Origin of the sequence: Planktotalea sp. (assembly GCF_049680325.1) — a bacterium.
GTDB lineage: Bacteria > Pseudomonadota > Alphaproteobacteria > Rhodobacterales > Rhodobacteraceae > Planktotalea.
Window position 1 is genome coordinate 19,435 of the sequence record NZ_JBAUHO010000270.1, and the last position, 22,895, is coordinate 42,329.

Annotated in this window: 23 protein-coding genes; 15 read left to right on the forward strand and 8 right to left on the reverse strand. The window is 56.1% G+C overall.

Annotation, left to right across the window (positions count from 1 at the left end; genetic code table 11):
• Positions 1-7: 7 nt before the first annotated feature.
• A complete protein-coding gene (locus WBC85_RS12470) occupies positions 8-889 on the forward strand; it encodes a LysR family transcriptional regulator (protein WP_424437567.1) in 882 nt (293 codons plus the stop codon).
• Here WBC85_RS12470 and WBC85_RS12475 read toward each other — a convergent pair.
• A complete protein-coding gene (locus WBC85_RS12475; RefSeq protein WP_424437570.1) occupies positions 886-2,658 on the reverse strand; it encodes an SLC13 family permease in 1,773 nt (590 codons plus the stop codon). The two genes, WBC85_RS12470 and WBC85_RS12475, sit on opposite strands and share 4 nt — an antisense overlap.
• A gap of 123 nt (positions 2,659-2,781) precedes the next feature.
• Between WBC85_RS12475 and WBC85_RS12480 the strand changes: the two genes are divergently transcribed.
• A complete protein-coding gene (locus tag WBC85_RS12480) occupies positions 2,782-3,522 on the forward strand; it encodes a YebC/PmpR family DNA-binding transcriptional regulator (protein WP_424437573.1) in 741 nt (246 codons plus the stop codon).
• 49 nt (positions 3,523-3,571) lie between these two features.
• Here WBC85_RS12480 and WBC85_RS12485 read toward each other — a convergent pair whose 3' ends face one another.
• On the reverse strand, positions 3,572-4,666 hold the full coding sequence (locus WBC85_RS12485) for a hypothetical protein (RefSeq protein ID WP_424437576.1): 1,095 nt from the start codon (positions 4,664-4,666) through the stop codon (positions 3,572-3,574).
• Positions 4,667-4,955: 289 nt separating this feature from the next.
• Here WBC85_RS12485 and WBC85_RS12490 point away from each other — a divergent pair, with 289 nt between their 5' ends.
• Positions 4,956-5,561, forward strand: coding sequence for a LysE/ArgO family amino acid transporter (locus WBC85_RS12490; RefSeq protein WP_424437579.1), 606 nt, complete (start codon positions 4,956-4,958; stop codon positions 5,559-5,561).
• A gap of 38 nt (positions 5,562-5,599) precedes the next feature.
• On the forward strand, positions 5,600-6,502 hold the full coding sequence (locus tag WBC85_RS12495) for a DMT family transporter (RefSeq protein WP_424437582.1): 903 nt from the start codon (positions 5,600-5,602) through the stop codon (positions 6,500-6,502).
• Between the two features lie 49 nt (positions 6,503-6,551).
• Here the strand turns inward: WBC85_RS12495 and choV are convergent, their stop codons facing one another.
• The 3 genes from choV to choX form a co-directional block, all read right to left on the reverse strand.
• Positions 6,552-7,580 (reverse strand): choline ABC transporter ATP-binding protein, encoded by a 1,029-nt coding sequence (choV, locus tag WBC85_RS12500; RefSeq protein WP_424437585.1) that lies wholly within the window; start codon positions 7,578-7,580, stop codon positions 6,552-6,554.
• Positions 7,581-7,582: 2 nt separating this feature from the next.
• Entirely contained in the window at positions 7,583-8,416 is an 834-nt protein-coding gene (gene choW / locus WBC85_RS12505; protein WP_424437588.1) for a choline ABC transporter permease subunit, read from the reverse strand.
• A gap of 62 nt (positions 8,417-8,478) precedes the next feature.
• Positions 8,479-9,402, reverse strand: coding sequence for a choline ABC transporter substrate-binding protein (gene choX / locus WBC85_RS12510; RefSeq protein WP_424437591.1), 924 nt, complete (start codon positions 9,400-9,402; stop codon positions 8,479-8,481).
• 94 nt (positions 9,403-9,496) lie between these two features.
• On the opposite strand from choX, the gene betI reads away from it, so the two are divergent.
• From betI to WBC85_RS12540, 6 genes are all read left to right on the forward strand, one after another.
• Positions 9,497-10,081, forward strand: a complete 585-nt coding sequence (gene betI, locus WBC85_RS12515; RefSeq protein WP_424437594.1) for a choline-binding transcriptional repressor BetI — start codon at positions 9,497-9,499, stop codon at positions 10,079-10,081.
• Complete coding sequence (betC, locus tag WBC85_RS12520) at positions 10,078-11,586, forward strand: choline-sulfatase (RefSeq protein ID WP_424437597.1); 1,509 nt, start codon at positions 10,078-10,080, stop codon at positions 11,584-11,586. The genes betI and betC overlap by 4 nt, the downstream gene beginning before the upstream one ends.
• A 41-nt stretch (positions 11,587-11,627) precedes the next feature.
• Positions 11,628-13,085, forward strand: coding sequence for a betaine-aldehyde dehydrogenase (betB, locus tag WBC85_RS12525; RefSeq protein ID WP_424437600.1), 1,458 nt, complete (start codon positions 11,628-11,630; stop codon positions 13,083-13,085).
• 44 nt (positions 13,086-13,129) lie between these two features.
• Positions 13,130-14,779: a choline dehydrogenase gene (betA, locus tag WBC85_RS12530; RefSeq protein WP_424437603.1), complete on the forward strand. Its 1,650-nt coding sequence runs from the start codon at positions 13,130-13,132 to the stop codon at positions 14,777-14,779.
• 118 nt (positions 14,780-14,897) lie between these two features.
• Complete coding sequence (locus tag WBC85_RS12535) at positions 14,898-15,548, forward strand: thermonuclease family protein (protein ID WP_424437606.1); 651 nt, start codon at positions 14,898-14,900, stop codon at positions 15,546-15,548.
• 85 nt (positions 15,549-15,633) lie between these two features.
• Positions 15,634-15,870: a YdcH family protein gene (locus WBC85_RS12540; RefSeq protein WP_424437609.1), complete on the forward strand. Its 237-nt coding sequence runs from the start codon at positions 15,634-15,636 to the stop codon at positions 15,868-15,870.
• Here WBC85_RS12540 and WBC85_RS12545 read toward each other — a convergent pair.
• The 3 genes from WBC85_RS12545 to WBC85_RS12555 all read right to left on the reverse strand — a co-directional run bounded on the left by WBC85_RS12545 (position 15,867) and on the right by WBC85_RS12555 (position 19,391).
• A complete protein-coding gene (locus WBC85_RS12545; protein ID WP_424437612.1) occupies positions 15,867-16,712 on the reverse strand; it encodes an alpha/beta hydrolase in 846 nt (281 codons plus the stop codon). The genes WBC85_RS12540 and WBC85_RS12545 overlap by 4 nt on opposite strands.
• Complete coding sequence (locus tag WBC85_RS12550; RefSeq protein ID WP_424437615.1) at positions 16,712-18,112, reverse strand: helix-turn-helix domain-containing protein; 1,401 nt, start codon at positions 18,110-18,112, stop codon at positions 16,712-16,714. Before WBC85_RS12550 ends, WBC85_RS12545 begins: the two co-directional genes overlap by 1 nt.
• Positions 18,113-18,176: 64 nt before the next feature.
• Complete coding sequence (locus tag WBC85_RS12555; RefSeq protein ID WP_424437618.1) at positions 18,177-19,391, reverse strand: multidrug effflux MFS transporter; 1,215 nt, start codon at positions 19,389-19,391, stop codon at positions 18,177-18,179.
• A gap of 231 nt (positions 19,392-19,622) precedes the next feature.
• On the opposite strand from WBC85_RS12555, the gene WBC85_RS12560 reads away from it, so the two are divergent.
• The 5 genes from WBC85_RS12560 (at position 19,623) to WBC85_RS12580 (ending at position 22,749) form a co-directional block, all read left to right on the forward strand.
• Complete coding sequence (locus tag WBC85_RS12560; RefSeq protein ID WP_424437621.1) at positions 19,623-21,155, forward strand: acyl-CoA carboxylase subunit beta; 1,533 nt, start codon at positions 19,623-19,625, stop codon at positions 21,153-21,155.
• A 40-nt stretch (positions 21,156-21,195) separates the two neighbouring features.
• Positions 21,196-21,543 carry a hypothetical protein gene (locus WBC85_RS12565; RefSeq protein ID WP_424437624.1) on the forward strand — a complete coding sequence of 116 codons (348 nt, stop codon included), beginning with the start codon at positions 21,196-21,198 and terminating at the stop codon, positions 21,541-21,543.
• Complete coding sequence (locus WBC85_RS12570) at positions 21,543-21,944, forward strand: DUF6497 family protein (RefSeq protein ID WP_424437627.1); 402 nt, start codon at positions 21,543-21,545, stop codon at positions 21,942-21,944. Before WBC85_RS12565 ends, WBC85_RS12570 begins: the two co-directional genes overlap by 1 nt.
• Positions 21,945-22,158: 214 nt before the next feature.
• The gene (locus WBC85_RS12575) at positions 22,159-22,305 is read left to right on the forward strand and encodes a hypothetical protein (RefSeq protein WP_273508137.1); all 147 of its coding nucleotides are present in this window, start codon (positions 22,159-22,161) and stop codon (positions 22,303-22,305) included.
• Between the two features lie 84 nt (positions 22,306-22,389).
• On the forward strand, positions 22,390-22,749 hold the full coding sequence (locus WBC85_RS12580) for a hypothetical protein (protein ID WP_424437630.1): 360 nt from the start codon (positions 22,390-22,392) through the stop codon (positions 22,747-22,749).
• The last annotated feature ends 146 nt before the right edge of the window (positions 22,750-22,895 follow it).

Consider the following 22,895-nt stretch of genomic DNA (forward strand, 5'->3'; position numbering starts at 1 on the left):
GTAGTAAATGCCAGTCCATCCTTCCCGTCCGCGTGGGCCACACCTGAATGCAATGCGCAGCTTTGAAGCCGCAGCGCGTCTGGGCGGTTTTGCAGCCGCAGCTGAAGAGCTTTGCGTAACCTCCGGCGCGATTTCCCAGCAAATCAAAGCGCTTGAGGATTGGGTCGGCGCGCCGCTGTTTGAGCGGCGCAGTCAAGGCGTTCGTCTGACAGAGCTGGGCAGGCAAGTGGCGGGTGATTTTTCGCAGGCCTTTGATGCCCTTGGCGGCGCTTTACATCGTTTGCGCGCCCAGGCACCCGAAGCGGCGATCAACATTGCAGCACTACCTGCCATTGCCCAGCTTTGGTTGTCACCCCGTTTGCCACACCTGCGCAGAGCTTTCCCGAACCAAACCGTTTCTGTCACTGCGCTGGAACTCGCACCAAACCTTGCGCGCGACCTTTTCGATGTCAGTCTGTTTCTAGGCACGCCGTGTAATGACCCCGCCGAATTCGAAATTGCGCAGGATATGATTTTTCCTGTCTGTGCACCCGAGATAGCCGCACGGATCGCCGCTGCAAAGGATCTGGATAATGTGCCGCTGATTCAGGACACCGCTTGGAGCGGGGATTGGCCACTATGGCGTGCGCGGATGGGGTTGGACGAGCGCAGGTTTTCAGGCGCGCATTTCTCGCTCTATAGCATTGCATTGGAAGAGGCGCGCAATGGGGCAGGGGTGATGATGGGCCATTCCTGGCTGGTTGCGCGCGACCTAGCACAGGGAACGCTGGTCGCGCCTTTGCAAGGGCAGGTGGCAACGGGCCAGTCGCTTTTGCTTCGCACGCCAGCGCCGATAAAGCCGCAGATGCGGCTCTATCGGTGGATACGCGCCTTGTTGGAGGGTGACTAAAGTGGCCAGAACACAAGGATCGCGGGAATAGAAACAGCGACAACGACGACTTCCAAGGGCAGCCCGATTTTCCAATAATCGCCAAACTGATACCCGCCGGGACCCAGGATAAGCGTGTTGTTCTTATGCCCGATTGGCGTGAGGAAGGCCGATGAGGCCGCAATCGCGACGGCCATCAGGAACGGATCCGGAGAAACGTTCAAGGACTGCGCCATCTGGATGCCGACGGGCGCGGCAACAATGGTTGTCGCCGTGTTGTTCAGCACATCTGAAAGCGTCATCGTCACAACCATCAGAACGGTGAGGATCGCCCAAGCAGGCATGCCCTCGGTCGCGCCGACCAATGCGCCAGCGATGAGCTCTGTGCCGCCCGCCTTTTCCAAGGCCGCGCCAAGTGGGATCATGGAGCCAAGCAAGACCACAACGGGCCACTCGATGTGGGTGTAGAGTTCCGAAAGCGGCACAATCTTTGCCAGCACATAGGCAACAACCACAAGGCCTAGTGCAATCGGCAGATAAACCAGCCCAAAACTGGCAGCAGCAACCGCTGCGGCGAACAGGCCAATCGCAAGCCATACTTTGCTGTCTTGGGTCACTGACAGGCCGCGCGCAGCTAGGGGTAAACAGCCAAGCCATTCCGTCACGTCGGGGCCGCGGTCCTTTGGAACCAGCAGCAACAGAATGTCACCGGCACGTACTTCGGTACGGCGCACGTGATCGCGGATCGCTTTACCCTGTCGCGAAATCCCCATCAGAACGGTTCGTTGACGCCAAGCAAGGCCGATAGCCTGCGCCGTCTTGCCTGCGATACGCGCGTTTTCACTTACGACGACTTCGATAATATCCAGCCCGTCGCCCGCAGCTTTGAGGTGCTCTTCACGTTTGTCATCTGCGAAAGCCAGTGAAAGCGCGGCGCGAAATTCGTCCAAAGCATCGGGCGAAGCTTCCAAAACCAGCGTATCGCCGCCTTGCAATACCGAATTGCGCGCGCGCCCATAGCGCCGCTTGCCATCGCGGATCAGGCCAAGAACCGCCACATCAGCCTTTTCAGCGTCGCCTTCTATTTCCGAAAGGCGCTTGCCGATAAGTTTGCTTTCCTTCGGGACGGTCAATTCGGCAATATAATCAGATAGATCACCACCAACGCCCGCATCATTTCCACGTGCAGGAATAAAACGCCAACCAATCAGCGCAACAAAGGCCAGGCCGGCAATCGCGGTAATGCCGCCAACAGGGGCAAAGTCGAACATCTTGAACGGCTCGCCAAGACTTTCTTCGCGGATTGCGGCGATAATGATGTTGGGCGGTGTTCCGATCAACGTGACCATCCCGCCAAGGATCGTCGCAAAGCTAAGGGGCATCAGCGATAGCCCCGGCGCGCGCCCGGCTTTGCGCGCGGTCTGGATGTCTACGGGCATAAGCAGCCCAAGTGCAGCAACGTTATTCATAAAGGCCGATAGAACGCCGCCGATTCCACCCATCAACGCGATGTGCCCACCAAGCGAGCGAGAACTGTCTACAAGCGTGCGCGTGATAAGGAAAACCGCCCCGGAACGCACCAGACCAGCAGAGACAACCAGCACAAGCGCAACCACCAAAGTTGCGGGGTGGCCAAAGCCGGAAAACGCGTCCTTGCTGTCAACAACGCCCAGCAGCACACCCGCCAAAAGCGCTGTGAAAGCAACAAGATCATAGCGAAAGCGGCCCCATAGCAAGAGGGCGAAAACAGCGCCGAACAAGGAAAACAGAATGATTTGATCTTGGGTCATAACAGGCCTTTCAGGTTGTCGTCAGCTTCACCTCAGTTTCGCGGGATATGCAACCGACTTGCGGGCGCGTCCTGTGCTGGCCTATATGGGCGGGATTATTAGTATTCTCATCTGGAGAGAGACATGGCCGGCCACTCAAAATGGGCAAATATCCAACACCGCAAAGGGCGTCAGGACAAACTGCGCTCGAAACTGTTTTCCAAGTTTTCCAAGGAGATTACGGTTGCCGCGAAAATGGGTGACCCCGATCCGGACAAAAACCCGCGCTTGCGATTGGCGATCAAGGAAGCCAAGTCCCAATCGATGCCGAAAGACAACATCGACCGCGCGATCAAAAAGGCCACGGGCGGCGAGGGCGAAGACTATGAGGAAATCCGTTACGAAGGTTACGGCCCCAATGGCGTCGCTATCATCGTCGAGGCGATGACAGATAACCGCAATCGCACAGCGTCTACAGTGCGCTCGACGTTCACCAAGAATGGCGGCAATCTGGGCGAAACCGGCTCTGTCGGATTCATGTTCGATCGTAAGGGCGAGATCACTTATTCTGCCGATGCTGGCGATGCTGACACAGTGATGATGGCCGCGATTGAAGCTGGCGCGGAAGACTGTGAAAGCTCTGAGGATGGTCACATGATAATCTGCGCAGACACCGATCTGAACGAGGTTTCCACGGCGCTCGAAGCCGCGCTTGGTGAAAGCGACAGTGCAAAATTGATCTGGCAACCCAACATTTCCACAGAGATGGATCTGGAAGGCATGACCAAGCTAATGAAACTGATCGACGCGCTCGAGGATGATGATGACATCCAGCGCGTAACGGCAAACTTTGAAGCCTCCGACGAGGTTATGGAGCAGCTTTAAAGTATAGCATGAAGTGTTTGAGCGGCCTCCAACCTATTTGGGGGCCGTTTTACATTTGACGAAGCGTTGCTAGCTCCTGCTCGGTCTGTGGGTCACGCACAAGCGTTTCGCCCGCCGCAGCATCGCGTTTGCGTTTCCAACCGTTCGAGACGTGCTCGCAATGCACAAACCGCGCGTCGTCGCGCATCGCCAGCTTATTAAACATATAGCGGCGCAGCCCGTGGATGTCCCAAACCGTATCTGTGAACCATCTCCCGGGCGTCAGGCAATATTTTTCCTTACTCACGGCGTCGGGGTCACGTCGCCAGACGTGATCGCTATGGCGAGGGCGCTGTTCAGGCGGAAGATTAGAATAGCGCCAAACGCCGGGAATTGTCACATACCCGATGCGCGAATGAACCGCGGCATCGAACATGCTGGCCCCGACGACCAGCTCATCCACATCTATGGGCAAAACCGCGCGGGCAGCGTGCAAGAAACGATGCCGTGCGATGTTAAGCATACCCGCCTGATAGAACATCGAGCGATGGATCAACTTGCTCGCTTTCCAGCTTCCAAAAGGAAAGCTGGAGGCGACAGCGCCTGCAACATCAAAGCCCGGCACAGAAACCATCGATTGTTCTAATTCTGATAGGGAATATCGCGTCGATCCGTTGTCGAAGATCAGTGCGGCGGTTGCCGATTGGGCAACGTTATGATGTTGCATCCAATCTTTTACCCAAACCAGATCGTTGTCTTTCGATTTGGTCATGAGAACGTTTTTATTATTAAAATCAGTTTCTTGATTACTGACATTAGCGCGAATTGTGAACTGATCCAACTCAATCGAGATCTGCTCGGGGCGTGTCGGCAGGCTTAGCCACACTTCATCGTGACGTCGATAACGACGAATACGTATGCTCTTAATGACTTGACCAGAAGCTGTTATTTTAGAGGTGGTTAAAAGCCGTTCAAGATTTAGAAGTTTTGGACAGATCAATAGCAACGATTTCTGGCGTTCCATCCAGATCACATCATAGGCAATTGTATGAAAATCATAAGTCTGGTCAAAGCCATCTAAACGATACTTGGCCGGAACAACGTGCGCGCGCTGGATTGAACTTCCATTCGGCAGCACAAGTGGATTGAGTGTGAACTGGGTCATATCAAGTGGGACTCATGCTGAAATCAATCTGGTAGATCGGGACGGTAAATGACGCTTGCACGGCATCAACCGGTCTTGCTGTGTTTGATCGCAATGGCCTTGAGCAATCTGCGTTGCTCAGGAACCGGGCTACGCAATCTGGACTGCCTGTTTTTAGGTCTGCGCCAAGCGCGCGTGTGTGATCGGCCACTGTATGCATAGGCAATACTTATGCCAGCTTGGCTTCTTTAACTAGCCTTGTTCGAAACGTAGCTTTAAAGCAATGGGACTTCATGACTAGGAAATACAAATGTCCCCTTTCTTTGCATCCTTTCTGCCCGGCTTTGCCCTTAGCTTTTCGCTGATCCTTGCCATAGGCGCGCAGAATGCGTTCGTGCTCAAACACGGCCTGCGCCGCGAACATGTTTTGCCTATCGTGCTCACCTGCGCGATCTCGGATGCGATATTGATTATTTGCGGGGTGGCTGGTTTCGGGGCTCTGGCGCAGGCTGTCCCATGGTTCGAAACCGCGATGCGCTATGGCGGGGCGGCATTCTTGCTGTGGTACGGTTTGCAAAATGCGCTTTCAGCATGGCGCGGCGGGAACGCGTTAGAGGGCGAAGGGCAAGGCGCGGCACCCTTATCCAAAACGCTTCTGACATTGCTCGCAATCACGTGGTTAAACCCGCATGTCTATCTCGATACGGTCGTCCTGATCGGCTCCATCTCTGCGCAATACGAAGATCGGCTCGCCTTCGGAGCGGGTGCCGCACTGGCAAGTTTTGCGTTCTTTGCTCTGCTCGGATTTGGCGCGAGATTGCTTAGCCCGTTCTTTGCGATGCCTATGGCTTGGCGCGTGCTGGATGCAATAATTGCCCTCACCATGTGGGCCATCGCTGCGTCACTTCTATTCTGAGGCTTGCGCTACGCCTAAGGGTTTGATCTGACAGGAACATGGAAAAAACAGCGCAGCGCCCGATCGTCGGCGTCTTTTGGATGGTTGTAACGGGGCTTTGTTTTGTCGCTGTGACAGCTTTGGTCAAGATTAACGGGCCACGCATTCCCGCGGCGGAGGCTGCATTTCTGCGCTACTCTCTTGGCCTGATTTTTCTGATACCTATTTTCGGCGCGTTGAGACGGACGCGTCTAGAGCCGCGCGTTTGGCGGTTGTTTGCAGTGCGTGGTGGATTTCATACCTTCGGCGTCACGCTTTGGTTCTTTTCCATGACGCAAATTTCCATCGCGGAAGTCACTGCGATGAACTACCTGACGCCTGTCTACGTAACCATTGCAGCCGCATTGTTCCTTGGTGAAAAGCTGGCGATGCGCCGTTTGATTGCGGTGCTCTGTGCGCTGGTTGGGGCCGTCATTATTCTGCGCCCCGGCTTTCGCGAATTGAGCGTCGGGCATTTTGCCATGCTCGCCGCTGCTTTGGTGTTTTGCGTGTCCTACCTGACTGCAAAGCTGCTGGCGGATGCTGTGCCTGCCTCCATCGTCGTTGCGATGTTGTCGATCACCGTCACTATTGGACTTGCGCCATTGGCCTATGCAGTATGGATACCGCCGACATGGCATGAGGTTGCAATGCTTTTCGCGGTCGCCTGCTTTGCGACGGCGGGGCATTACACGATGACGCTGGCATTTGCCTCTGCGCCCTTGACCGTGACGCAACCGGTCACTTTCCTGCAACTGGTTTGGGCGGTGTCGCTGGGTTATTTCGCATTCGGCGAAGATGTGGATATCTGGGTGGTCGTAGGGGGCTTCGTGATCCTTGGGTCCGTTTCTTTCATCACATGGCGCGAAGCGATGCTGAAACGCGGCGTGATTACCCCGACTGCGAATGAAACCAAAGTCTAGCGCGTTTTGACGGGCCGGATGAGTTTACTGGCAAAATGAAGCGAAGGCGTTAGGCCCTTGGATCAAGAAGCTTTTTCATAACTGAAGCCGAAGTGATCTGGCCTATGGCGCTAGCCTTATGGGTGACGCCGACAATGGATTCGCCATTCTCAAAGTGTTGCATGACTTCCTGAATTGAAGCATCTGATGTTACAGATATTTTCGGTTTACCCACAGGGTCGGTTTCCATGACATCACGCGCGCAAAGCACGCCAAGCGGGTTCATGTGTGCAACGAATTCGGCCACGTAATCGGTTGCTGGGTTGGTGAAAATTTCTTGCGGAGTGCCGCATTGCACGATGCGTCCGCCTTCCATAATGGCGATGCGCCCGCCAATTTTGAACGCTTCATCAAGGTCATGGGAAACGAAAATGATCGTGCGGCCAAGCTTGGCTTGAAGTTCGAGCAGCTCGTCCTGAAGGTGGGTGCGGATCAGAGGATCAAGCGCCGAGAACGGCTCGTCCATCAGCAGGATCGGAGCCTCGGTTGCGAAGGCGCGCGCAAGGCCGACACGCTGTTGCATTCCACCGGAAAGATCGCCAACTTTCCTTTCAGACCAGTCGCTTAAGCCCACCAGTTCAAGTTGTGCATCAACTTTGATCCGGCGTTCTTTTTTGCCCATTCCTGACAGCTCAAGACCCAGTCCGACATTCTCTCGCACTGTGCGCCATGGCAGTAGGCCGAATTGTTGAAAGACCATCGCAACGCTTTCCTGGCGGATGCGGCGCAGATCGGCCGCACTGGCGTTGGTGACATCGAGCATGCCGTCTTTACCGCGCACATGTACCGTGCCGCGACAGACCGGGTTTAGCCCGTTCACTGCGCGCAAAAGCGTGGATTTGCCCGAACCCGAGAGGCCCATGAGAACAAGGATTTCGCCTTCCAGCACCTCAAGCGAGCAGTCATGCACGCCGAGCACCTGACCGGTGCTTTGTTGAATGTCCGCGCGGTCCTGTCCCGCGTCCATTAGCGGTAGCGCGGCTTCGGGTTTGTCGCCGAACACGATATTGACGGCATCGAAGGTGACTGCTGTACCCATTTTTAACGCTCCACGCGCAGCATGCGATCAAGCATGATGGCGACCACGACGATGACAAACCCGCTTTCAAATCCAAGCGCCGTGTTTACCTGGTTAAGGGCGCGCACAACTGGAACGCCAAGACCATCCGCACCGACAAGCGCGGCGATGACGACCATTGAAAGCGAGAGCATGATGGTTTGGTTCAGCCCTGCCATGATCTGCGGCAGTGCGTAGGGGAGTTCGACTTTGAGTAGCGTTTGGCGCGGCGTTGCGCCAAAGGCTTGGGCCGCTTCGAGTAGCGGCGTCGGGGTCGAAGAAACGCCAAGATGTGTCAGGCGGATCGGCGCAGGCAGAACGAAGATCACAGTCGCGATGAGACCCGGCACCATGCCGATGCCAAAGAAGACAATGGCCGGGATAAGATAGACGAAGGTGGGCAGCGTTTGCATCAGATCCAGCACAGGGCGCATCGCGCGGAACAGGCGTGGGCGGTGCGCGGCGGCGATCCCGATGGGGACGCCCACAGCCATACAGACGACGCAGGCCGACAAAACGAGCGTGAGGCTTTCGGTGGTTTCTTCCCAGTAGTCCTGATTGAGGATGAACAGAAAGCCGAGCGCGATAAACAATGCGGTCTTCCACGAGCGTTGCAGCGCGTAGGTCAGGCCCGCAAAGGCGGCGATCACGATCAGCGGATGGGGGGTTTGCAGCACCCAGAGAATAGCGTCGATCAACCCCTCAAGAACGGTTGCGAGCCAGTCAAAGAACGGCTCGCCCACCTCTTGCAGCCAGTCAAAGACTGTCTTTGCTGTCTTGCCAATGGGGATTTTATGATCTGTAAGCCAGTCAAGCATTAGGGGCCTCCCGAAATAGAAAAGCGCCCCAATTTAGCTTTGGGGCGCTCAAGATTTCGAGCTTACATGCCCAGCGCAGCCTTGACCGCCGCAATGGCATCGCCGCCGTCTTTGGTGGTCACGCCGTCCAGCCATGCCATATAGGCGTCCGGGTTGGCCTTGAGCCATGCCGCCGCAGCGTCATCGGCGTCGTCCCCGTCATTCAGGATCGCGCCCATGATTTCGTTCTCCATCGCGAGCGAGAACTTGAGGTTGCCAAGAAACGTGCCAACATTGCCGCATTCAGCCACATAGCCTGCGCGGGTGTTGGTGTAGATCGTCGCGCCGCCAAGGTCGGGGCCGAAGAACTCATCGCCGCCCGTCAGGTAACCCATGTCGAAATTGGCGTTCATCGGGTGGGGTTCCCAGCCAAGGAAGACAATCGGTTCTTCTTTCTTGGTCAAACGCGCGACCTGCGCAAGCATGCCTTGCTCTGAGCTTTCTGCAACTTCAAAGCCCTCAAGCCCGAAAGAGTTGCCGTCAATCATCGACTGGATCAAACGGTTGCCATCATTGCCCGGCTCAATGCCGTAGATCTTGCCATCAAGTGCGTCTTTATGCGCGGCGATGTCTGCAAAGCTTTTGATGCCAAGGTCCATGGCGGCTTTGTTCACGGCCAACGTGTATTTCGCGCCCTCAAGGTTTTCGCGCACGGTGTCCACTGTGCCCGCTTCGCGGTAGGGGGCGATGTCGGCCTCCATGGTTGGCATCCAGTTGCCAAGGAAAACATCGATGTCGCCCTGCGCCATGGAGGTGTATGTTACGGGTACAGACAGAAGTTTGGTGTCTGTCTCATATCCCAATGCTTGCAGGATAGTGGAGGTCGCAGCGGTCGTTGCGGTGATGTCGGTCCAGCCGACGTCCGCAAATGTGACTTTGCCGCAATCAGCGAATGCGGGGGATGCGGCCAGAAGGGCCAGCGCTGAAATCGTTGTTTTGAAGCTCATCGGAGTCTTCTCCCAGTTGGTGGTGTTTTTATTGATTGACGGATCAATAAAAAACGAATTAGCGTCGCTCGGCAAGAAGAATATCGGAGTCGCAATGCCAAAGCTTGGTATGGAGCCTATACGCCGCGCCGCTTTGGTGAAAGCCACGATTGCGGAGATCGGCGCACATGGGACATTAGATGTCACCGTTGGCGCGATTGCCAAGCGGGCAGGCATGTCGTCTGCTTTGGCTCATCATTATTTTGGCGGCAAAGAGCAGATTTTTCTCGCGGCGATGCGCCATACATTAACAGTCTATAGCGCAGAGGTCCGCGGTGCACTTGTCATGGCCGTTAGCTCCGAGAGTAGGGTCGAGGCGATTGTACGCGCGTCTTTTTCCAGCTCTAATTTTCGCCCCGAAGTGATCGCGGCTTGGTTGAATTTCTATGTCTTGGCCCAAACAGTCCCCGAAGCCAAGCGATTGCTTGGCATTTATCAGGCGCGTTTGCGTTCCAATCTTGTTTTTGCATTACGCCCCCTGATCGGTTCGCGCGCAGGCGAAGTGTCTTCGCGGATCGCAGCGCTTATCGATGGGGTCTATTTGCGACAGAGTTTGGTCAAATCCGTGCCAGACCAAAGCGAAGCGGCCCGTCAGGTTTTGAGCTATCTCGCCCTCGAATTGGAAAGTTACGTCACATGAGCAGGCCGAATATTCTTATCTTCATGGTCGATCAGTTGAATGGCACCTTCTTTCCTGATGGTCCTGCTGATTGGCTCCATGCCCCCAACCTGAAAAAGCTGGCCGCGCGTTCGACCCGTTTCAAGAATGCTTATACCGCCAGCCCGCTATGCGCGCCGGGGCGGGCTGCTTACATGTCCGGTCAGTTGCCGTCCGCCACCGGGGTTTATGATAACGCGGCAGAGTTTGCATCGTCGATCCCGACCTATGCACATCACCTGCGCCGCGCGGGCTATCACACGTGCCTGTCTGGCAAGATGCACTTCGTCGGACCGGACCAGTTGCACGGGTTTGAGGAACGGTTGACCACAGATATCTACCCGCCCGATTTCGGCTGGACCCCGGACTACCGCAAGCCGGGTGAGCGGATCGACTGGTGGTATCACAACATGGGGTCTGTCACGGGCGCTGGGGTGGCCGAGATCACCAACCAGCTCGAATATGATGATGAAGTTGCCTATAATGCGACCCGCAAGATCTATGATCTGGCACGCGGCAAGGACGACCGCCCCTGGTGCGTTACGATCAGCTTTACGCACCCGCATGACCCCTATGTCGCGCGGCGCAAATATTGGGATCTTTACGAGGATTGCGATCATCTGATGCCAGAGATTGGCCCGATCCCCTACGCGCAGCAAGACGCCCATTCCAAGCGCATCCTTGATGCCAATGATCGCGATAATTTCAACATTGCTGATGAGGATATCCGCCGTTCGCGCCGCGCCTATTTTGCCAATATCTCCTACCTTGATGACAAGGTGGGCGAGGTGCTTGAGGCGCTGGAAACGACCCGCCAGGAAGCCACGATCCTCTTCGTGTCCGATCACGGCGATATGTTGGGCGAGCGCGGCTTGTGGTTCAAAATGTCCTTCTACGAGGGCTCTGCGCGCGTGCCTTTGATGATCGCAAGTCCCGACATGGCCCCGGGTCTGATTGAAACACCTGTAAGCAATATCGACGTCTGCCCGACGCTCTGTGATTTAGCAGGGGTAAGCATGGACGAGGTCATGCCGTGGACCGAAGGCATGTCTTTGAAACCTATGGGGCAGGGTGTAGAGCGCACTGCGCCAGTTGCGATGGAATATGCTGCCGAGGCCTCCTATGCACCGCTTGTCTGCCTGCGTTATGGTAAATGGAAATACACGCGCTGTGCGCTTGATCCCGATCAGCTTTTCGATCTGGCAACCGACCCGCATGAACTGGACAATCTGGCAGATCACCCCGATCACCAAGGCACCGTGCAAACCCTGCGCGCAAAATCCGAGGCCCGTTGGGATCTTGAGCGTTTCGACGCAGACGTTCGCCGCTCGCAAGCGCGCCGCTGGGTTGTTTATGAGGCGCTGCGCAATGGCGATTATTTTCCATGGGACTACCAACCGCTACAAAAAGCATCCGAGCGCTACATGCGCAATCATATGGATCTGAACATTCTCGAAGAAAGCCAGCGTTTCCCGCGAGGGGAGTAAGCTAACTTCATTTTGCCCTTAAACTCCCGCCGGAGGCGAATATGCCCTATCCAACACAGCCGACCGCCAGCCACTTTATCAACGGACAGTATGTCGAAGACACGGCAGGCGCAGAAATCCCCGTGATCTACCCTGCGACAGGCGCGCAAATCGCGCTTGTGCATGAAGCCACGCCCGCGATCATCGAACTGGCGATCACCACAGCCAAAGCCGCGCAAAAGGCATGGGCGGCAAAGTCTGGCACCGAACGTGGTCGTATTCTGCGCCGTGCGGCGGATATCATCCGTGAGCGAAACCATGACCTTTCGGTTCTGGAAACCTATGACACAGGCAAACCTTTGTCTGAAACGCTTTATGTCGATGCGACCTCTGGCGCGGATGCATTGGAGTATTTCGGTGGCCTTGCGGGCAGCTTGACGGGCGAACACATCCAGTTGGGCGAGGATTGGGTCTACACCCGCCGCGAGGCGTTGGGCCTGTGCGTCGGTATCGGTGCGTGGAATTATCCGACGCAAATTGCCTGTTGGAAGGGCGCGCCCGCACTGGCCTGCGGCAATGCGATGGTGTTCAAACCCTCCGAAACCACGCCGCTTTGCGCATTGAAAATCGCGGAAATCCTGCATGAGGCGGGTCTTCCGGCCGGTCTATATAATGTCATCCAGGGTACCGGTGCCGTTGGCGCGCCCTTGGTCACTGATCCGCGTGTGGATAAGGTTTCGCTTACCGGTTCTGTTCCTACGGGCCGCAAGGTTTATGCGGCAGCGGCGCAAGGGATCAAGCACGTCACGATGGAACTTGGCGGAAAGTCTCCGCTGATTATCTTTGATGACGCCAGCCTGGAAGACGCCGTTGGCGGCGCGATCCTTGCGAATTTCTACAGCTCCGGTCAGGTCTGCTCGAACGGCACCCGCGTGTTTGTGCAAAAGGGCATCAAAGAAGCCTTCTTGAAACGATTGCACGAACGGTTGCAAACCGTTGTCATGGGCGATCCGTTGGATGAGGCGACGAATTTCGGTCCTATGGTGTCCGAAAACCAGATGAAGATTGTGCAGGGCTATATCGAAAAGGGTCAGGCCGAAGGTGCGCGTCTCGTCTGTGGCGGCAAGCGCCTTGATCGTGACGGTTTTTTCCTGGAACCAACTGTTTTCGCAGATGTTACCGATGGCATGACAGTCGCGCAGGAAGAAATTTTCGGCCCTGTCATGTCAGTCCTTGATTTCGACACTGAAGAAGACGCAATCACCCGCGCCAATGCGACCGAGTTCGGCCTGTCTGCGGGTGTCTTCACCCAAGACCTTGCGCGTGGCCACCGCGTGATCGCGCAGATGGAGGCGGGATCATGCTTCATCAACTCCTATAATGACGCGCCCGTGGAAGCCCCCTTTGGCGGTTCCAAACAATCTGGCGTGGGGCGCGAAAACTCAAAGGCCGCAATCAACCACTATAGCCAGTTGAAATCCGTTTACGTGCGTATGGGAGCAGTCGATGCCCCTTTCTAGATGCCTCTTTGTGAGGCCCTTTCAAGAAGATTTGGGCTACGTTGATGCAAGCTGACTACGTTATTGTCGGTGCGGGCTCTGCGGGCTGCGCCATGGCTTACCGTCTTTCTGAGGCGGGTCATTCGGTGATCGTCATTGAATTCGGCGGCACCGATGCGGGGCCGTTCATCCAGATGCCAGCGGCCTTGAGTTACCCGATGAACATGTCGCGTTACGATTGGGGGTTTTCGTCCGAACCAGAACCGCATTTGAACAATCGCCGCCTTGCGACGCCGCGCGGCAAAGTGATTGGCGGATCATCTTCGATCAACGGAATGGTTTATGTGCGCGGTCATGCCAAGGATTTCGATCATTGGGCCGAAAGCGGTGCGGAAGGGTGGTCCTATGCGGATGTGCTGCCCTATTACAAACGCATGGAAAACTGGCGCAGCGGCGGGCATGGCGGAGACAAGGCGTGGCGCGGGCGCTCGGGGCCTTTGCATGTTGGCCGTGGCCCGCGCGCCAATCCGTTGTTCAAAGCCTTTGTCAAAGCAGGCAAGCAAGCGGGCTATGAAACCACCGATGATTACAACGGAGAAAAGCAGGAAGGCTTCGGCCCGATGGAGCAGACCGTTTACAACGGCCGGCGATGGTCGGCGGCCAACGCTTATCTAAGGCCTGCGCAGAAGACGGGAAAATGCAAACTCGTCAGTGGTTTGGCAGAAAAAATTGTCATCGAAGACGGGCGCGCGACGGGCGTGCAAATTGCGGGCGGCACTGTAATAAACGCGGCGCGCGAAGTGATCGTTGCGGCCAGTTCGATCAATTCGCCCAAACTGTTGATGCTGTCGGGCATCGGCCCTGCCGCGCATCTTGCTCAGCATGGTATCGAAGTCATCGCGGATCGCGCGGGCGTCGGGCAGAACCTGCAAGATCATCTGGAGCTTTATATCCAGATGGCCGCGGCCAAGCCGATCACGCTGTATCGGTACTGGAACCTGCTTTCCAAAGCGCGGATCGGGGCGCAGTGGCTCTTTACTAAAACGGGCCTTGGCGCGTCTAACCAGTTTGAAAGCGCTGCATTTATTCGCTCCAAAGCAGGGGTGGAATACCCTGATATCCAGTATCATTTCTTACCCATTGCGGTGCGCTATGACGGAAAAGCCGCAGCAGAAGGGCACGGTTTCCAAGCGCATGTCGGCCCCATGCGCAGCCCCTCGCGTGGCTCTGTCAGCCTGCGCAGCGCGGACCCTGCGGTGCCCCCCAAGATTGTGTTCAATTACATGAGCACGCCAGAAGATTGGGAAGATTTTCGCACCTGTATTCGTCTCACCCGCGAGATATTTGCGCAAAAGGTTTTCAAGCCTTTTGTGAAGCACGAAATCCAACCCGGCGCAGATGTGCAAAGCGATGCCGAGCTTGATGCGTTTATCGCCGAACATGCCGAAAGCGCTTATCACCCTTGCGGGACGTGCAAGATGGGCAAGGCGAGCGATCCGATGGCAGTGGTCGATCCCGAGTGCCGTGTCATCGGCGTTGAGGGGCTTCGGGTGGCGGACAGTTCGATCTTTCCACGTATCACCAACGGCAATCTGAATGCGCCCTCCATTATGGTCGGCGAAAAGGCCTCGGATCATATTCTTGGGCGCGATATGCTGGCACGAAGCAATGATCGCCCGTGGCTGCATCCTGATTGGGAAACGTCCCAGCGATAAAACCTGCGCCGCACGCCGCTGGCATTTTCGGACCAAAGAAGGGCAGGCGATGCTTTTTGTTAACCTTTGTTAACGAATTGGATTGAAGGGCAGTCGGCAGGCGCTCATATTCGGACCTATGTTAAGGTTTTGTTTACTTGTATCGATGCTTGCCGTTGCGGTGCCTGTTGCGGCGGATGTCAGTGGGCGTGTCAGGGTCATTGATGGCGATACATTTGATGTCGCTGGTGTGCGTGTGCGACTGCACGGGATCGACGCGCCGGAAGGCAAACAAACCTGCGAGACGGAACAGGGCGCAAATTGGGCCTGCGGGGCATGGGTGACAGCGCAAGTTGCGGTGATGTATGATGGCAAACGCGCGCGGTGCCGTGAGGTTGATGTCGATCGTTATGATCGTGTCGTGGCGCGCTGCGAGGTCGAGGGGCGCGATGTGGGCCAGCAGATCGTTTCGCGCGGCTTGGCATTCGCTTACCGCGAATATTCGATGGCCTACGATCTGGATGAAAAGGGCGCTGCGATCAATGATCGTGGCCTGCATTCGGGCCGTGTTCAGAACCCTGCACAATATCGCGCAACCAGTGCAAAGGGGCGCATTCCGGTAAACAAGAACTGCGTCATCAAAGGGAATATCACCAAGAGTGGCCAAATTTTCCACGTTCCGGGCCAGCGCGACTATGAACGCACGGGGATCAACATAGCCAAAGGCGAGCGCTGGTTTTGCTCAGAACAGGAAGCGCGCGCGCAGGGATGGCGAAAAGCGCGCAGATAATCCGGCGGACTTGATGCGTGTCAATGCGGACGGGGCGTGGATCTGTGCAGAGTGCCTGTGACAACGATCAACAGGAGAATCTGACATGTCCCATACCCCCCATGAACTGGCCGAGGAGTTTCCAGAGCACGTTGCAAAAATGAGCGAGCTGAAAGTATCCGACGCCCATTTTGCTAAACTGTTTGAAGCCTATCACGAGGTCAACCGCGCCGTTCATCGCGCCGAAACCAATGTGGAGCCGATCGAGCAACTTGCAGAGGTCGAGATGCGCAAAAAGCGTTCGGTGCTGAAGGACGAGATCGCCAGCTATCTGAATTCCTAGGGCGCTGCGTAAGCGCCGATAAAGCGCCATATCCGCGACGTCGTGTCAGTACGCCATGTCCCGCTATGGGACGCGCCCTGCACAAATAGGAAATCTTTATCGCCAACGGGGGCCGCCGCAAAAACCGCGCGGCCCATTGCGGGCGGGGTGACCTCATCGGCGCTGCCATGGATCACCAAAAGCGGAACGGTCAGGGCCGATGCGCGCGCCAGCGTGTCCCAGCGATCCTGTATGCGCGAAATAAGGTTGTCGGGAACGTCCGTCATGGCGCGTGCCATATCTGGGGTAGAGGTGAAAGGTGCCTCTAGAATGATGCCGCCCGGACGTTCACTTGGCGCTAGGTTTGCCAGCAATGCCACTGCAAGCGCGCTACCAAGGCTTTCACCGTAAACAATCAATCTACGCGGTTGGGTGCCTTTCAGCAGGCTGGCCGCGTTTTGATAAACGTGCAAGGCATCGCTCGTTATCATCGCCTCTGACGGCACGCCTTCGCTGCCAGACGAGCCGGGATAGGACATGGCAATGACATTGAAACCCTGTGCCTGTATCATCGCGAAGCGACTTGCGCGGTTCGCCAGATTTCCAGCATTGCCATGAAAATAAAGCACTGTCGGCGCATTGCTACGCGTCGCCTCAATGCTCCAAACCACCAGCTTGCGCCCATCGCGATCCACAGAATGCGCGCGACTGTGCAAAAGCCCGAGCGCGGCTGGATCAACTTCCACAGCAGACAGCGGATAGATCATTTTCCGCTCGATCCGCTTCAGGGGGAGAAGATCAAGCAAGCCTGCGTGGCTGGGAAGCGGTAAACAAAGTGCAAAGGCCAATAAAAACGCACGCATTAACCGACCTCATAAGGCAGTATACCGCGTCGATTGCTGTCGATGCGCAGGCGCCTCTCAAGCGGTGGAACCGAGCGTTGATGACAGCTTGTGCGCTCGCAAATGCGGCATGAAATGCCAATAGGCTCGTAGGCGGAGGCATTGGAGACGTCCAGACTATCGGCATAAACCAACTGGCTGGCGTGGGTGACTTCGCATCCCAAAGCGATAGCAAAACGACGCACTGGAGCACCGAAGGAACCGCCGGGTTTGAGCACATCACGCGCAAGCGAAATGTAGCGCACACCGTCTGGTGTTTCTGCCAGTTGGCGCACAAAGCGACCCGGTGTTTCAAAGGCGCGGTGTACATTCCAAAGTGGGCAAGCACCGCCGAAACGGGCGAATTGCAAACGTGTTGCACTGTGGCGCTTGGTGATAGAGCCTGCCTGATCGACGCGCACAAAGAAGAAAGGAATGCCCTTTGCACCGGATCGTTGCAGCGTTGATAGGCGATGCGCGACCTGCTCGATCGAGGCACCAAACAGGATCGAAAGCCGTTCCAGATCGTGCCGCGTCTCGCGCGCGGCCTCCAGAAACGATCCGTAGGGCATAAGCGCAGCGCCCGCATAATAATTGGCCAGCCCGATCTTGGCGATGCCGCGCGCTTCCACAGTTTGAAAGCGGGCCAGATCCAATGTGGCCTCTAACAGCTTTTCTTGCGTTATCAGCGCAAGCTGCATGAGCATTTGAAAGCATTGGGTGGCCGGGGCCGCATGGGCCGATATGGTTAAGATATTGGTTTCAGGGTCATAATGGCGCAATGCGTCCACGGGTGCAAAGCGCACTTCGATGCCGTGTTTGCGAAACGTCGCCAACGCACGTTCGCGGATAGAGGCCTCGGCAGGGCCCGTTTGGGCAAAGTGTTCTGCGGCGCGGTCCACCGCGTCTATGTAATTGTCGCAATAGTGAAAAAAGTCGCGCACGTCCTCCCAAGGGCTGGGCTGCAATTGCCCGTCCTCGCGCCCCAATGCCTCGTCAAGCGAGGCAAGGCGTTCATGGGTTTGACGATAGGCGCGGTGGAGTTCCAGAAACGCGCGGGCAAGCGCTGGGGCGTTGGAGGCCGTAAGGCGCAGATCGGCGAGCGGTGGCTCGACCGCGTCCAGGACAGGGTCGGCAAGCGCTTCGCGCATATCGGTGACCAAGCGTTCTGCGTCGCCAGAACTAAGTTCGGTGACGTCAAAGCCGAATTCCTGCGCCAAAGCCAAAACAACCGTGGTCGACAACGGTCGCTTGTTGTTTTCCATCTGGTTCAGATAGGGCAAAGAAACACCGAGCTTGGCCGAGAAATCTTTTTGCGTCAGAGCAACTTGACCGCGCAGCTCTCGCAGCTTCGAGCCAGCATAGATTTTCTGAAGTGCCACGGCGCGCCCCTTTGCAGCTTTGCATTTACTTCATGCTAGCTTTGCAAAGCTGGTCGGGCAAGGATTATACGCCAAGCATCCTTGCGCGGCGAATAACCAGCAGGGACGCAACAAGGCCGCCAAAGGCGCAAAACACCATCAACCAAAGCAGCGGGATTGCGCTGTCACTGCCGGTTAGGATGATGCCAGCCAACCCGGAAAAGACAGCGCCAAGGCCGATCATGATCGCACCGCCAAGGCCGGACGCCGTGCCCGCCAGATGCGGGCGAACCGACAACATGCCAGAGGTCGCGTTAGGAATTGTCATGCCGTTACCGGTGCCAACAATGGTCATGATGCCAAAAAAGGTAAGGGGGCTGCCAAGGCCAAGCCCGAAGACCAGTAGTGAAACAAGCGTTCCGATCGTGCAAAGGATCGAGCCGATGAGGACCATGTTATTGATGCCAACGCTTGTCGAATATCGTCCGGAAAAGAAGTTCCCGAAAAAATATCCAAGCGCGGGCGCGCCGAAGTAGAGGCCAAGCGTCGATGGCGACAGCTTGAAGATTTCGGTGCCCACATAGGGTGCGCCGCCCAGATAGGCAAAGAATGCGCCCGAAGACAGGCCCGATGCGAGTGAATATCCCCAGAACCGCGGCGATGAAAAAAGTTCCGGATAATGGCCGAACTGCTCTTTCAATGTCTCGCCTGTTGCGCGTTTGGTTTCTCCTAAATCCAGATAGCAGATCCAGAACAGACCAATTCCGCAGACAAGCATAAGGACAAACGAGGCCTGCCAGCCGAAGTGTTGCTCGAGCACGCCGCCAAGCATCGGGCCAATCATCGGCACGATGGCCATGCCCATCGCCACATATCCGATAAGCGAAGCGGCTTCATTTGCGGGCACAACGTCGCGAACGATTGCACGGCTTAGCACCATTGCGGTGACAATCACCGCCTGACACATGCGAAAGGCCAAAAAGACCGTCGCATTGGGGGAATAGATGCAACCAATCGTCGCAACGACGAACAGGCCAAGGCCCCAAAGGATCACCGGCCTGCGGCCAAGGTTGTCCGAAATAGGTCCAACAATGATCTGCAGCACTGCATTTACAGTGAAATAAACAGCCACCGACATCTGCAATACCCAGTATTCGGTCTCGAAGTAAGCGGCCATATTCGGGAGCGAGGGCAGGAACACGTTCATGGCCAAGGCGGAGAGGCCAGCCAGTAAAATAAGGGTTAAGACATGTGGTGGGGTGCTGCGATCCAGGAACCGCGACGTATACTTCGTGCTCATAGGGTCTTCTATAACCTGTGAAGCCCGCTTAGCACAGGGTGGCTGAATGCGACGTGACGGCACGGCGCTGAATGGAGTGATGTTAGCAGATTTGCTATTCGCAAGCTTGTGTTGTCACAGACTTTGCAAATTTGCCAAAATTCGCTTTTTTTCTCCACGTGCAAAGGATATCGCAGGTGTAAAGCTGACAGCACATAAGAGCGCTTGAAGAGCGCAATGAAGGGACCTGCGATGAAAGACATTCTGCACGAACTCGAAGGTCGCCGTGAAACGGCGCGTCTTGGTGGTGGTCAAAAGCGTATCGACGCGCAGCACGCGAAGGGCAAACTTACCGCGCGCGAGCGGATCGAGCTGCTTTTGGATGAGGGCAGTTTTGAAGAATTCGACATGTTCGTCGCGCACCGCTGCACCGATTTCGGGATGGAGCAGAACAAGCCAGCAGGCGACGGTGTCATTACTGGGTGGGGCACAATCAATGGCCGTATGGTCTATGTGTTCTCGCAGGATTTCACGGTTCTGGGTGGATCAGTCTCCGCGACGCATGCGCAAAAGATCTGCAAGATCCAGGATATGGCGATCCAGAACGGTGCACCGATCATTGGCCTGAACGATTCAGGCGGCGCGCGTATTCAGGAAGGCGTTGATGCGCTTGCAGGCTATGCCGACATTTTCCAGCGCAACATCATGGCTTCGGGCGTTGTTCCACAGATCAGCGTCATTATGGGCCCCTGCGCGGGCGGCGCTGTGTACTCACCAGCGATCACCGATTTTATCTTCATGGTCAAAGACAGCTCTTACATGTTTGTCACTGGTCCAGACGTCGTAAAAACCGTCACCAACGAGGTCGTGACCGCTGAGGAACTTGGCGGTGCTTCTACGCACACCAAGAAATCCTCTGTCGCAGATGGCGCGTTCGAAAATGACGTCGAAGCGCTGGCAGAAGTGCGCCGCCTCGTCGACTTCCTTCCGCTCAATAACCGCGAAAAGCCACCTGTGCGCCCCTTCTTTGATGAGCCGGGCCGGATCGAGCAGTCCTTGGATACCTTGATTCCCGACAATGCGAACGCGCCCTACGATATGAAAGAACTTATCACCAAGGTTGCGGACGAAGGCGATTTCTACGAAATTCAGGAAGACTTCGCCAAGAACATCATCACCTGCTTTATTCGCCTTGAGGGGCAGACAGTGGGCGTTGTGGCCAACCAGCCGATGGTTCTGGCGGGATGCCTTGATATCGACAGCTCGCGCAAGGCCGCGCGTTTTGTGCGCTTCTGTGATGCGTTTGAAATTCCGATCCTGACGCTGGTCGACGTTCCCGGCTTTCTGCCTGGCACATCCCAAGAGTACGGCGGCGTTATCAAGCACGGTGCGAAGCTGCTCTTTGCTTATGGTGAGGCGACAGTTCCGAAGGTCACTGTCATTACCCGCAAAGCCTATGGCGGTGCTTATGATGTGATGGCGTCCAAGCACCTGCGCGGTGATTTCAACTATGCATGGCCAACAGCGGAGATTGCTGTGATGGGTGCCAAAGGCGCAACAGAGATTATTCACCGTGCAGATTTGGGCGATGCAGACAAGATTGCCCAGCATACGGCGAATTATGAAGCGCGCTTTGCCAACCCGTTTGTCGCGGCCGAGCGCGGCTTTATCGACGAGGTGATCCAACCGCAAAGCACGCGCAAGCGTGTGAGCCGTGCCTTTGCGTCTTTGCGTGGCAAGCGTTTGGAAAACCCGTGGAAAAAGCACGACAACATTCCGCTTTAATCACGATCCCGCAGTGTGTTGCATAGATAGGCGTTCGCGCATGACCCAGAACAACTGGCATACAGAACAGGACGGCGACTGCATGACAGTTGCCCGTCGCCTTCCTGCGCGTTTTGATGTCTCTGCGCGCGCCGAGTTTCCAGCGGTGTCCCCTTCGCGCCTTGCGCGGCAAATCCGTCAGGACATGTGGCGCGCGCTACAGAATGTTCGGGGGTTTTCGCCTGTTGTTCGTGTGGAACGGGGCGACGTTGGCCTTGTTGTGACTGCTGGTGGACAGGCCAGCAAACCCATCGCTCCCACGCTCGAGCATAGGATTGCGGAAATTCTGGGTGATACCAGCCGCCGCGCGCGGTGGATCAACTGGGCCAGTAAAGGGCAAGGTCTGTGATGGGCAAGCCGATCAAAGCGATATGCGCACTCACGCTTGTTGTGCTTGGTGCGACGCCGTTGGCCGCGCAGTTGAGTGTGGAGGTCCCGTCCGGTCAGGCGATCACCCTGCTTGAAAAGCGTGTCGATCTGGACAGTGATATCGTGCGCTTACGTTTTCTAGCACCCGATCTGGCCAGCCCGCTTACGCGGCCCAGTTTTGAAGCGCTGGGAACAGATCTAGAGATGCTCTGCAGCGAGTTCGGCTTGAAAACCTTGCTCAAGGACGGGCCGACGCCCACACAAATTGTTATCTCGTTATCTGCAGAGCCTGTGGATTTCGGTGTCATGAATGCTGATGTCGAGCAGGTTTTTGAGGCTTTTAGCGTCCAAAATGATACCTGCATGTTGGAGATGTTTTGATGAAACCACAATATGTTGCGAGCCAAAGCTCATGCATCGAGCCTTTTGAGGCTTCTGAGTCACAACCGCCGCACTTGCTTGCCTGTGGATATCTTTTTCACCCGCGGTCCCGTAAAGTGAGCAACAGGTTCCCCCAATGGACCTACACCTCGAGAGGGACAGGGCTGCAAGGTTGTCTTGCAGACTTGAATCGCAATTGTGACAGGAGATTATTATGTCCAAAAGCATCAAATTGCTCGCCGTTCTTGGCGTCGCGTTCGCAGCATCCGCTTGCGCACGTAAAGCACCGGTTGAAGAGTTTGTCGTGGTTGATCCCGCGCCGATCTCTATCGAGCCAACATACACAGGTAAGTACAAGTAACTTACTTGCGGGGCAGGCGTTCGCGCCTGCCTCATCTCAGCAGCGTTCGCACCGGACCGGGGGTGCATCATGGCGCTAGAGTATATGCTGAAACATCGCGGCTTTCCTGGCCGCCTCCCTGGGACTGATTTTCAATTCACTGTGCGCCGCGCGAACCCCAAAGGGGCCACGCCGCTAACCCGCCGCGAACGCAACGCGGATCGCAGGCCTGCGGACAGGCGTGCTGATGCGGGTTTTATGGCGGCTTTGTGGGAAAACTTCGGCGATCAACCCTTTGAGCGCGGTAATCTGGATGCAGGTCGCCTAAGCTGGTTGTTCGGCCGCGAAGTGCTGCCCCATGACGATCCTTTTGATCCTGCCAGCTACGAGGCAATGCTCATCATTGACCGACGCGCTGCCGAAATGGCTTTTCCTGATTTGCTCGATTGGGATGCATCGGCATGAATTCGCGCAACGCATTGACAGTTCGGCAAGATCAAGCCTGTTTGCATGCCCTTGCAGCAAAGGCCTTTGATAGGGCTGGTTTTGCTTACATCATGAAATCATTGAAGTTGCTTCGTGTTGATCTTCCAATTCAGCTCGCAGCCTTC

Bases quoted from the DNA above. Each gene is read 5' to 3' on its own strand.
- WBC85_RS12470 (WP_424437567.1), top strand. From the start codon at position 8: ATGCCAGTCCATCCTTCCCGTCCGCGTGGGCCACACCTGAATGCAATG.
- WBC85_RS12475 (WP_424437570.1), bottom strand. From the start codon at position 2,658: ATGACCCAAGATCAAATCATTCTGTTTTCCTTGTTCGGCGCTGTTTTC.
- WBC85_RS12480 (WP_424437573.1), top strand. From the start codon at position 2,782: ATGGCCGGCCACTCAAAATGGGCAAATATCCAACACCGCAAAGGGCGT.
- WBC85_RS12485 (WP_424437576.1), bottom strand. From the start codon at position 4,666: ATGACCCAGTTCACACTCAATCCACTTGTGCTGCCGAATGGAAGTTCA.
- WBC85_RS12490 (WP_424437579.1), top strand. From the start codon at position 4,956: ATGTCCCCTTTCTTTGCATCCTTTCTGCCCGGCTTTGCCCTTAGCTTT.
- WBC85_RS12495 (WP_424437582.1), top strand. From the start codon at position 5,600: ATGGAAAAAACAGCGCAGCGCCCGATCGTCGGCGTCTTTTGGATGGTT.
- choV (WP_424437585.1), bottom strand. From the start codon at position 7,580: ATGGGTACAGCAGTCACCTTCGATGCCGTCAATATCGTGTTCGGCGAC.
- choW (WP_424437588.1), bottom strand. From the start codon at position 8,416: ATGCTTGACTGGCTTACAGATCATAAAATCCCCATTGGCAAGACAGCA.
- choX (WP_424437591.1), bottom strand. From the start codon at position 9,402: ATGAGCTTCAAAACAACGATTTCAGCGCTGGCCCTTCTGGCCGCATCC.
- betI (WP_424437594.1), top strand. From the start codon at position 9,497: ATGCCAAAGCTTGGTATGGAGCCTATACGCCGCGCCGCTTTGGTGAAA.
- betC (WP_424437597.1), top strand. From the start codon at position 10,078: ATGAGCAGGCCGAATATTCTTATCTTCATGGTCGATCAGTTGAATGGC.
- betB (WP_424437600.1), top strand. From the start codon at position 11,628: ATGCCCTATCCAACACAGCCGACCGCCAGCCACTTTATCAACGGACAG.
- betA (WP_424437603.1), top strand. From the start codon at position 13,130: ATGCAAGCTGACTACGTTATTGTCGGTGCGGGCTCTGCGGGCTGCGCC.
- WBC85_RS12535 (WP_424437606.1), top strand. From the start codon at position 14,898: ATGTTAAGGTTTTGTTTACTTGTATCGATGCTTGCCGTTGCGGTGCCT.
- WBC85_RS12540 (WP_424437609.1), top strand. From the start codon at position 15,634: ATGTCCCATACCCCCCATGAACTGGCCGAGGAGTTTCCAGAGCACGTT.
- WBC85_RS12545 (WP_424437612.1), bottom strand. From the start codon at position 16,712: ATGCGTGCGTTTTTATTGGCCTTTGCACTTTGTTTACCGCTTCCCAGC.
- WBC85_RS12555 (WP_424437618.1), bottom strand. From the start codon at position 19,391: ATGAGCACGAAGTATACGTCGCGGTTCCTGGATCGCAGCACCCCACCA.
- WBC85_RS12560 (WP_424437621.1), top strand. From the start codon at position 19,623: ATGAAAGACATTCTGCACGAACTCGAAGGTCGCCGTGAAACGGCGCGT.
- WBC85_RS12565 (WP_424437624.1), top strand. From the start codon at position 21,196: ATGACCCAGAACAACTGGCATACAGAACAGGACGGCGACTGCATGACA.
- WBC85_RS12570 (WP_424437627.1), top strand. From the start codon at position 21,543: ATGGGCAAGCCGATCAAAGCGATATGCGCACTCACGCTTGTTGTGCTT.
- WBC85_RS12575 (WP_273508137.1), top strand. From the start codon at position 22,159: ATGTCCAAAAGCATCAAATTGCTCGCCGTTCTTGGCGTCGCGTTCGCA.
- WBC85_RS12580 (WP_424437630.1), top strand. From the start codon at position 22,390: ATGCTGAAACATCGCGGCTTTCCTGGCCGCCTCCCTGGGACTGATTTT.